The sequence below is a fragment of the Acinetobacter sp. MYb10 genome (assembly GCF_002980175.2).
Lineage (GTDB): Bacteria > Pseudomonadota > Gammaproteobacteria > Pseudomonadales > Moraxellaceae > Acinetobacter > Acinetobacter guillouiae.
In genome coordinates, this window is record NZ_CP058272.1 from 4,174,203 (window position 1) to 4,184,936 (window position 10,734).

Consider the following 10,734-nt stretch of genomic DNA (forward strand, 5'->3'; position numbering starts at 1 on the left):
TCTTTCACTAAAGAATTAACGTGTTTGTATATATTGATTCATCGCAGAAACTTCACGTTTAAATAATTCAAGTTTTTCACTACCCGCGTTGACTGGTAAAAACATTTCACTGTCTAATGCAACAATACAAAATTCCATTGCAAGATGCGCATTGAAAATAGGTAAACCCACAGCATTGATACCAACAAGTAAGTCACCTTGGGCAATTGCCATACCTTGTTGTAAAGTATTTTCTTTTAAAACAAGAAATTCGTCCCAATTGGTGGGTTTGACTTGACTATGGTTCAGCGTTGCTTTTTCCCATTCAGAGTGCATCAATGGTTTGATTAGCGCTTCGGGTAAATAGGAGGCAAAAACCCGCCCAGCAGCTGAATTTACTAAAGGCATGATCGAACCGACTTTGGTCACAATTGAAATCGGATGATTTGATTCAATCGACTGTACAACTAATGGGCCTTTAGGTGACCATTTGCTGATTTGAATCCCGCAACCAATTTTACTTTGTAATTCATAAATAAGGTGCTGAACAAGCTGCAAAACATCGGTGTGTTGGATACAGTTTAAACCTAAACGCCAAGCTTGATCACCAAGCGCATACTGACCACCCTCAAGTTGTTTTGCATAATTCATCCGAATCAAACTGACAAGATAACGATGTACCTTGGCTGGATGCATATCAAGTTTACTCGACAACTCTTTTAAAATAATCGGCTTATTATGTTCCAAAAGGGCATTGAGAACGGCTAAGCCCACCTCAAGTGATTGAACCCCACCAGACAACTTTTCTTCAATCATTGAATAACCCTTAATCTGTATACGATCTAGCAGTGTTGATGTGCTGTCGATATTTGATTTACATATTTAACACATAGTGCCTGAGCATTGTACAAAATAGAACTTATCTTTTTAAATGAAATCTCAAAAGAGCCTCAGTGAATGTTATCAGCATACAATTGTTTTTGAAGTGCTGCATATGATTTATTAAACAACAGGACATCATCAAAAGATCTAGACCATTAAAGTTAAGCCGATAAAAATCGGTATTGGAGTCACAACGCTTCAATACCGATTAGATCCCCCATTGTCCCACAGCAATATTTTAAATGCTGATGGCTGTTGTTAGTTGAAGGTTACATAACTTCCAGCAAAACGAGCATTGTGTGCTGTTAATGCTGCTTAATATCGTGTTCAACTAGATCTAGGATGCCAAATCACGAATCATTCGATTAATAAACTTAGTAAGTACTCAGTTGGCTTTGGCACGCAGACATACTCAACTGAGCATGGTTATGCTCCCAACTCGTCTTCATGCAAAAAGTGAGTATGCTGAGGCGCACGTTTGGTACGGCTCCACTCATCCAGCATTTCTAATTTCATTTCTTCGGTAATTCGTGCGATTTTTGCATCTGCATGCACATCGTTATAGGTCAGTTCTAAACGATGACCATTGGGGTCAAAGAAATAAATCGAGTGGAAAATGCCATGGTTGGTGACACCAAGAACTTTAACACCATGTGTTTCAAGATGTTCTTTTGCAATCAATAACGTATCGAGGTCTTCGACTTCAAATGCGATATGTTGAACCCATTGAGGGGTATTTTCATCACGCCCCATATCGGGTTGAGTAGGCAGTTCAAAAAATGCCAATACATTGCCTTGTCCAGCATCTAAGAATAAATGCATATACGGATCAAAGGCTTTAGTCGAAGGCACATGGTCTTCAGCAAAGGCCAAAATAAAATCCATATTGAGCATTTTTTTATACCATTCCACGGTTTCTTTGGCATCTTTACAACGATAAGCCACATGGTGAATTTTTTTAATCGCAAAGCTCATGATAAAACTCCTTTATCTTTATTCCCAATCTGGTTGTTGTTCTGGGGCTGCATTGAAGAAGGCAGGAAGGGTTAAACAGTGTTGACTAATCGACTCAATCTTTGCAAAAGCGCTTAAATCAATTTTAAAGCGTTTGGCGTTATAGACTTGAGGAATCAAACAACAGTCTGCAAATGTCGGTTGTGTACCAAAACAGAATTGCCCATTTGAATCTTGTAGTTGGGCTTCTAAGCTGTTAAAGCCCGCTATGATCCAGTGTTGGTACCAGTGTTTTTTTTGCTCGTCACTGAGACTGAGATCATTTTGTAAATACTTTAAGACTCTTAAATTATTTAACGGATGAATATCGCAGGCGATCGCTTGTGCAAAAGCACGTACTTTACAGCGCGTGACGATATTGTCAGGCAACAATGAAATTGCTGGATAACGTTCTTCCAGATATTCCAAAATACTGAGTGACTGTAAAAAGCTTTGATCTTCATCCACTAAAGTTGGAACACACTGACTTGGATTAAGTGCTTGGTAACGCTCTAGCAGTTGCTCATTCTTGACCAAATGCACGGGCTGTATTTCATAACTCAGTTGTTTGAGGTTCAGTGCAATTCGAACCCGATAAGCTGCAGAGCTACGAAAATAACTATACAGTTTCATAGCTCAAGTCTTCTGTTTGATGAAAGTTAAACTGGCGAGCTGGCAAAATGCTATTGGCAACCTCACCAAAGCCCACTCGGATCCCTGCTTTTTCACAATAGCCTTTCATCACAACACGGTCACCATCTTGTAAAAAACCACGTTTTTCGCCATTCGAGAGGGTGAGCGGTTTGGTGGTATTCCATGTCAGTTCAAGCAAACTACCATAAGCATCTTCTGTAGGACCTGAAATTGTGCCTGAACCCATCAAGTCACCGACTTGGACATTGCAACCGGCAATCGTGTGGTGGGTGAGTTGCTGTGCCATTGACCAATACATATATTTAAAGTTGGTCTGGCAAATCACATCAGCTTGTGCTGATTGAGGGCTTTGAACTTCAATACTGAGGTGAATATCATAGCTGTTGGCAATATTTTCTTCTAAATAGCAAAGTGGTTTAGGCTGTTGTTCTGGACCTTTGACTTTAAATGGTTCCAGTGCTTGCATGGTTACTACCCAAGGTGAAATTGCACTTGCAAAAGTCTTGGCGTTAAACGGGCCTAATGGTACGTATTCCCATTGTTGAATATCACGTGCCGACCAGTCATTGAGCAAAACCATACCAAAAATATGCTCCCAAGCATCTGCAATCGCGATAGGCTCACCCAATTCAGTCGCTTTACCAACGATAAAGGCGGTTTCTAATTCAAAATCGAGTTTACGTGTTGCAGAGAAAACAGGGCGTTCTTGATCTGGTAATTTGATTTGGCCAGAAGGGCGAACAATATCTTTACCACTGACAATCACAGAGCTGGCACGACCATTATATCCCACAGGAAGTTCGCTCCAGTTTGGAAGCAATGCATTCTTTGGATCTCTAAACATGGTTCCGACATTGGTAGCATGTTCTTTGGACGAGTAGAAATCTGTATAGCCAGAGACTTGAATAGGTAAGTGTAAAGTGACTGTATTTTGCTTAAACAATGCGTTTTGGCGTAAAACCACATCATCACGAAGTATTGGATTTTCAGCAGAGAGTAGACTTTGTAATGTCGTACGAACCTTTTGCCAGTTGTGTTTACCCGTTTCTATAAATTTATTCAGAGTCGCATGATTAAAACAATCTTGATGTCCATTGATCACTAATAGTCCATGTACCTCTAAGTGGGCAAGGTCTATGACCCAATCTCCAATGGCAACACCCACTCGTTTTGTGCCTTGGGGTGTTTCACTAAAAATACCGTAGGGCAAATTATGTATTGTGAAATCTGATTGTGAGTCGATTTCAAGAAAACAAGTTAAATGTGAGCTCATGATTTGCTTTCCTTGTCTTTAATTTTGTTAGGGGTGATCAAAATCTTTAATATATTTTACTAAGTATTTGAAAAACAAATAAATATAAAGTTATTTAGATGCCTTGTTCAAATGACTCAAGCAAGCTGTCAGTGTCTTATCATTTCTATCATACTGAAAATATTTGATTACGCAATACATAATTTGATTATATAATTCATAATAATTGTTATTTGTTGAATTTTCTGCTTATATGCGCGGTTATGAGAAAAGTAAATCAATTATTTTTCGATTAGATATAGGCATTTTTGATTAACTTATGATATACGTAATTTTGAATACAAAAATTACGAGACAAGGATGAGAATAATCATATGTCAAAACATGAGCAAGGAAACCTGAAACATGGTTTAAGCAATCGGCACATCCAGCTTATCGCGCTAGGTGGTGCTATTGGTACAGGATTGTTTCTGGGTATTTCGCAATCGATTAAGCTTGCAGGTCCTTCAGTCATACTCGGTTATGCGATTGCTGGATTTATTGCGTTTTTAATGATGCGACAGTTAGGTGAAATGGTGGTGCAAGAACCCGTCAGTGGTTCATTTAGTCACTTTGCCTACAAATACTGGGGCTCATTTGCAGGTTTTATGTCTGGCTGGAATTATTGGGTACTCAATGTTTTGGTATGTATGGCAGAGCTGAGCGCAATTGGTCTTTATATTCAATATTGGTGGCCTGAAATTCCGACTTGGATTTCAGCATTGGTGTTTTTTGTTTTAATCAACGGTATCAACTTATTGCATGTTAAATTTTTTGGCGAAATGGAGTTTTGGTTCTCTATCGTCAAAATTTTGGCAATCTTAGCCATGATCGGCTTTGGTTCCTACTTACTTGCAACAGGTACAGCAGGGCCACAGGCAAGCATTAGTAACCTTTGGGCATTGGGCGGGTTTTTCCCATTTGGTGTGGAAGGTTTAGTCATGGCAATGGCTGTGATTATTTTTGCCTTTGGTGGGATTGAGCTATTTGGTATTACCGCAGCAGAAGCGCGTGATCCTGATAAAACTCTGCCTAAAGCAGTCAATCAAATTATTTACCGTATTTTGATTTTCTATATTGCAACACTGTTTATCTTATTTGCACTTTTTCCATGGAACCAAATGGCAGAAGGCGGTAGTCCATTTGTAATGGTATTTGCTTCACTGGATAGTCATGGTGTTGCGACTTTACTGAATTTTGTCATCCTTACTGCAGCTGTTTCGGTGTATAACGGGACCAGTTATTGTAGTAGTCGGATGTTACTTGGTTTGGCGCAACAGGGTAATGCACCGAAGTTCCTTAAGCATATTAATAAGCGTGGTATTCCAACCAATGCGGTTTATGTTTCAGCTTTTGTCACAGTTTTATGTGTACTACTCAATTATGCATTTCCAGAAAAAGCATTTGGTTTATTGATGATGTTGGTGGTTGCTGCAATTGTGATTAACTGGGTGGTTATTTCATGGACGCATTTAAAGTTCCGTAAAGCCATGCAAACACAAGGGCAGACCACCAAGTTTCCAAGTATTGCTTATCCATTCAGTAATTATCTTTGCATTATCTTTATGTTGGGTATTCTGGTGGTAATGTCATTCACCGAGAATATGCGTATTGCGGTAATGATGATTCCAGCATGGATTCTTTGTTTGATGCTTGCTTATTATCTGAAACAACGAAAGTTAAAAAATGCACAGCAAAATGTTGTGTTAAATTCTGATGTATAGCAAAAGATTTTAATCTTTGCAAAAGGGCTAAATTGATATTTAGCCCTTTTGCTTTCTGTGTGATTATTAACCTATACCGAGGAAATTATTCTGCTGCTTTTAAAAACTCAATCAATTGATTGATATCATCGCCTTGTAATTGTTCACGAATTTTTAAAATCTGCTTTTCATCTAAATCATACAATTTAACTGACTGTAATTTTTCAATCTGATCCTGAGAAAACCGATATTTAATGAGTTTTGCCGGTACACCACCGACAATTGCATACGCTGGCACGTCTTGAGTGACGACTGCACCTGTAGCAACGATGGCACCTTCACCTAGCGTTACCCCTTGCATAATCATGGCACGACTGCCAATCCAACAACCATCGCCAATCACCGTATCCCCAGCGGGTAAAAAGCTACGGGTATCAAAAGGAAATGTAGAAATCCAGTCAGGGCGATGTAATTGATTTCCACCCATCATGATCACACATTCCGCCCCAAAACAAACAAAGTTACCAATATATAACTGGTCAATTGGTTTCTCTACAGTTGATGGCTTATCATGCAAATAACGCACCACGCAACGTTCAAACCCCTGATCCCAATATGCCGAATAATAAGAATAATTTCCTTTAATATAAATATTGGGATTTTTCACAGTCTTAGAAATAAACTCAAATTCGCACCAGTGTTTTACGGGGGAGTGAATAGCGTCAGTCATGGGAGTACAAAAGCTTAAGTGCAAAGGCTAGAGCGCGCATTGTAACCTTAGATTGAACTTAGATCTTGATCAGCAATTAAAAAATATTCAGTGTATTGGGTTTAAACATCAATTCTTCAGCTATTCCTTGGCTGGTATTCAAGTATTAACCTATTTTTAAATGGATCAAATGCGTGGCATGGGTATGACGAATATGATCAGCACGATGGTTAAAGTAACGATGGGTAATGTCTTTACCTGATAAATCTTCAACCACCTGATAACCCATCATTTCAACTGCATGATGCAATGCTTGCGAAGCAAACGCACCAATCAAAGGCTCTTTTAAGAAACGAGTAAACTGTGACACTGCGAAGCTACCCAAACGCTCAATACCCTGTAAGGCTTTATAATCAATCGAATAATCCATCACGACTTGGCTATTTTTGCCAGTAAAGGATGCAATGTTGTGTAAGGTTGCTAGGGTTGCTTGTGGGGTTAAATAATGGGTTGTGCCCAGCCATGAAAAAAATGCGGCTTGGGTGCTTTGAAATCCACTACGCGCCAAAGCATCAGACAGTTTTTCTTTTTCAAAATCAATCCCTACAAATTCCACATTGCTTGGGAGCTCAGCTGTATTACTGAGCTTTTTTAATTTTTCTAATTTGGTTCTTTGTGTATCAGGATGATCAATTTCAAATATTTTGAGTTGAGGGTATTGCTGGGCCAAGCGTAATACAAAAGAGTCTAGACCAGCGCCAACCAATACATACTGTTGAATATGATCATGTTCAATCGCTTGCTTTAAAAGATCTTCTGTATAGCGAGAACGTCCAACCACTTGTCCAGTCAATTTACCAAAAGTTTGATTCATCAAATTGGAATTTAACGCTTTACGTAGAAGGGCGTTATTTAAAAGTAAGCGCCATTGTGAATTGGTCATTTCAAATGCATAAGGGTCAGAGAATACTGGATCGTTGGCATTTAAATGGTGATTGGCCCTAATTGCTGCTGCCGCTTCAGCAGTTTTACTTGCTCGTCCTGCTTTCATCCTCGTCCTCAATGAATTTTAATTTTTCCTCAATGTAATGCATAGAGAATATTTAACAATGGCAATTTACTTTGAACAGTTGGTGATAATTGCTAGTTTTCTTGGTGTCTATATGGCTGAGGCATCTTATTTAGCTGGGCGCAAGATCTGAGCGATGTATGGATGATGCTTGATGTTGATTAAATGGATATGCGATCAGTGTTATTTTCTAGGTGAGTGCAGGATTATTCTGATCTGACTGTTTTTAAATTTTTCTATCTTTGGCTGTTTTATCTTGAGTTTTGACAAAAAATATTTTGAGTCTGCTAGTCTTAGTCAATGATTGATGACTGAATATAAAAGTGATTCGTTTCATGTTATTCGTTTTATATATTTAGCCCAATAAAAAGGGCTGAATCATCAGCCCTAGTATGTGTTAAATATATTCAACATTGACCATGTCGTATTCCACTTCACCTTGGTTGAGTCTATTTCTAAAGCAATTAATATTTAAAGCTTAAACTGGCAGTCACACTACGTGGTGAACCATACATATTCTGACGAATCCAATAGTTAACCTTCTCATAATATTTTTTATCAAATAGGTTATCCACATTAATTGCAAACTTATAACGTGGGTTGATTTGATAGCCTAGACTTGCAGAAGCCAAAGTATAACCATTTTGTTGCACACGTTCTGCACCAGAGCCATCGTAGTAATTACTTACTGCTCGTACCCCAAGCCCAACATTTACACCCTCGACTAAAGATGCAGGCAGCTTATAGGTGGTCCATAAATTAAAAGTATGCTTCGGCGTGAATGTACTAACAGGTTGACCTTCTAGATCCGGTTCCTCTAAGTATTTGTTTTGATTAAAACTATAGCCCGTTGTAATTTGCCAATTATCGGTAATCTGCCCATTCGCTTCGATCTCAAAACCACGGCTACGCGCTTTACCTGCTGCTACGGAATATCCTTCAGGCGCGGAAAGATCGGTTATTGCACGGTTTTTATCTTCGATTTGATAGATAGCCGAAGAAAGGTTTAAACGCTCATCGAAGAAAGCCGCTTTCATCCCAGCTTCAATTTGAGTGCCTGTACGTGGATCAATTTGTTTACCTTTACCACCTGTCACAGGATCATAAGTAAAGTTATTTTGCGGTTTAAAGATTTCCGAATAGCTAGTGTAGAAAGATAGATTCGGATTTAGGTCGAAAAGCATTGCGGCATAAGGGGTAAACTCTGCTTTTGCATCATATTTAGCTGCAGGATTGGTGCTATCTACACCATTATCACGCAAGGTGGTTGATATCGATTTCCACCAGCTGACACGACCACCTCCGACCAGTGTCCAATGCTCAAAGGGTTTGATTCTGAGTTGACTATAAATACCATAGTTTTCTATTTCATCTTTGCTCACATTGGTATCGTAGTCAAAATCAGGTTCAGCGAACTGATGTTGGTTGTCATGATAAATATTGATGGTACCTGTGAGCGGTGTTCCCCAAGATGAATAATTGGTTTTGGAATGACCTTTCAGGTAATCTGCCCCGATCAGGAAATTATGGGTCTGTCCAGCAAACAGGAAAGGGGTATTGAAAAATATGTCTGCACTTAAGTCTTTATCTTGTCGCTTAAATGCCAGTGCGCTAAATTTGGACATGTCTCCATTGGCATCTGGCTGAGATGGGTCGCTATATTTAGCATGATTGTCACGTATGCTTTGACGAACAGTGGCTTTAATCAGTCCATCATTGTTGAGATGGTGTTCCAGTTCTGCAAATAATTCTGTATTGGTCAAGTCCTGCTTATTCCAGTCCTGTACAAAGCTGGTTTTGCGTGAAATATTCAGTAGCTTTCCATCAGGACCATACGGTAAACCACGTGACAATACGGTATTAATATCTTGATATGTTGCACCTAGGGAAAGCGTGGTATTGTCCTGAATGTCATATTCCAATGTGCTGTAGACGAGTTTTTTATTACCATCAATCCCATTCATAAAGGTATCGTAGTCTTGTACTGCAGTGACCAATCTGCCACATAATGCGCCGTCTTGAGTGAGCTTCCCTGTAATATCAGCCTCGCCACGATAATTTTCCCATGAACCTGCACTTACTTTACCTGTTAAAGCAAAATCAGCCAGCGCCCGTTTTCGCACTAAGTTAATAGAAACCCCTGGTTCACCTGCGCCACTGAACATACCAGAAGCGCCGCGTAATACTTCGATACGGTCAAATACAGACAGATCTAGATAAGTCCCATTAGAATCGGTTCTTAAGGTTGTGCCATCCATTTGGTAGGTATCACTGCCATAACCACGGGCATAAAAATCATTGTAATTTCCTGCTGCATCATAGCGTGCAACAGTGATGCCAGTGACATATTTCATAGCATTATCAATGGTGGAAATATTTTGGTCATCTAGACGTTGACGAGTAACTACTGAAACTGACTGCGGTGTTTCTTTTAGGGATTGTGGTGTTTTTCCGATTGCTATTTTTTTCGTTATATAGGAGGTCGATTTATCGTCATTGGCGATCACGGTAATGGTAGGTAAGGTGCTTTTTTCTACTTGTTCATTTATGACATCCTTATGACTTGATGCAATTGGTTCAGCCATGACCTGAGCAACTTGCCCCGAGAGTAATAATACGGGTAAGGCAATTTTAGTACCTCTTAGCATCAAGTGTAAGGCAAGGGAGAGTGGATGCTTTGTGAATCGTACAACTTGCTGCATAAGGGAATACCTATTAAATATGCATAATGTTTATTTTTGTTAATGATAATTATAATCAATAGCATTATCAAATTATTCTTAACTTAAATTTCGTTTTTATGATCAATGGTTGTTTAATACGTTTTCAAATAAGAGGGGGAGAGCTTTAATTACTGAATTTATTTTTATTCTATTTATAAATCATATGCTTGAAACAAAAGAACTCTTCAATTTATGAAGAGTTCCGTGGCAATTCACTCAGGTGAATTAGATGTATTCCACACTCACCACTTCATATTCCACTTCACCCTGTGGTGTGGTGATTTTGGCTTCGTCGCCTTCATTCTTACCAAGAAGACCACGCGCAATAGGTGAGTTCACTGAGATCTTATTGATCTTAAAGTCAGCTTCATCATCACCTACAATTTTATAGGTTTTCTTTTCTTCAGTATCCAAATTCTCAATGGTTACTGTCACACCAAAAACCACACGACCTGTTTGTTCAAGTCCTTTAACATCAATTACTTGGCAAGCACCAAGTTTACCTTCGATGTCTTGAATACGACCTTCACAAAAACCTTGTTGCTCGCGCGCTGCATGGTATTCTGCGTTTTCTTTTAAATCCCCATGTTCACGTGCTTCTGCAATTGCAGCAATAATACGTGGACGATCAACAGATTTTAGCTGTTGCAATTCTTTCTCTAAGGCGACCTTGCCTTCAGGAGTCATAGGATAACGTTGCATTGTTGTCCCTCAGTTCAGTATTTTAAAAA

At 39.1% G+C, this 10,734-nt stretch carries 9 protein-coding genes; 1 reads left to right on the forward strand and 8 read right to left on the reverse strand.

The features are described 5' to 3' along the window. Positions 1–15: 15 nt before the first annotated feature. From CQZ96_RS19450 to fahA, 4 genes are all read right to left on the reverse strand, one after another. Positions 16–795: an IclR family transcriptional regulator gene (locus CQZ96_RS19450; RefSeq protein ID WP_105713575.1), complete on the reverse strand. Its 780-nt coding sequence runs from the start codon at positions 793–795 to the stop codon at positions 16–18. A gap of 492 nt (positions 796–1,287) precedes the next feature. Next, a complete protein-coding gene (locus CQZ96_RS19455) occupies positions 1,288–1,836 on the reverse strand; it encodes a VOC family protein (protein ID WP_004717353.1) in 549 nt (182 codons plus the stop codon). Positions 1,837–1,854: 18 nt separating this feature from the next. Continuing rightward, positions 1,855–2,487 carry a maleylacetoacetate isomerase gene (gene maiA, locus CQZ96_RS19460; RefSeq protein ID WP_105713576.1) on the reverse strand — a complete coding sequence of 211 codons (633 nt, stop codon included), beginning with the start codon at positions 2,485–2,487 and terminating at the stop codon, positions 1,855–1,857. Beyond that, positions 2,474–3,781 (reverse strand): fumarylacetoacetase, encoded by a 1,308-nt coding sequence (fahA, locus tag CQZ96_RS19465; RefSeq protein ID WP_105713577.1) that lies wholly within the window; start codon positions 3,779–3,781, stop codon positions 2,474–2,476. Before fahA ends, maiA begins: the two co-directional genes overlap by 14 nt. 353 nt (positions 3,782–4,134) lie before the next feature. Here fahA and CQZ96_RS19470 point away from each other — a divergent pair, with 353 nt between their 5' ends. Next, positions 4,135–5,523 carry an amino acid permease gene (locus tag CQZ96_RS19470; RefSeq protein ID WP_004823234.1) on the forward strand — a complete coding sequence of 463 codons (1,389 nt, stop codon included), beginning with the start codon at positions 4,135–4,137 and terminating at the stop codon, positions 5,521–5,523. Between the two features lie 85 nt (positions 5,524–5,608). Here CQZ96_RS19470 and CQZ96_RS19475 read toward each other — a convergent pair whose 3' ends face one another. From CQZ96_RS19475 to greA, 4 genes are all read right to left on the reverse strand, one after another. Continuing rightward, on the reverse strand, positions 5,609–6,232 hold the full coding sequence (locus CQZ96_RS19475) for a CatB-related O-acetyltransferase (RefSeq protein ID WP_105713578.1): 624 nt from the start codon (positions 6,230–6,232) through the stop codon (positions 5,609–5,611). A 145-nt stretch (positions 6,233–6,377) separates the two neighbouring features. Continuing rightward, positions 6,378–7,262, reverse strand: coding sequence for a class I SAM-dependent methyltransferase (locus tag CQZ96_RS19480; RefSeq protein ID WP_105713579.1), 885 nt, complete (start codon positions 7,260–7,262; stop codon positions 6,378–6,380). Positions 7,263–7,744: 482 nt separating this feature from the next. After that, the gene (locus tag CQZ96_RS19485; protein ID WP_105713580.1) at positions 7,745–9,982 is read right to left on the reverse strand and encodes a TonB-dependent siderophore receptor; all 2,238 of its coding nucleotides are present in this window, start codon (positions 9,980–9,982) and stop codon (positions 7,745–7,747) included. Positions 9,983–10,228: 246 nt separating this feature from the next. Beyond that, positions 10,229–10,705, reverse strand: coding sequence for a transcription elongation factor GreA (greA, locus tag CQZ96_RS19490; RefSeq protein WP_004717337.1), 477 nt, complete (start codon positions 10,703–10,705; stop codon positions 10,229–10,231). Positions 10,706–10,734: the final 29 nt, after the last annotated feature.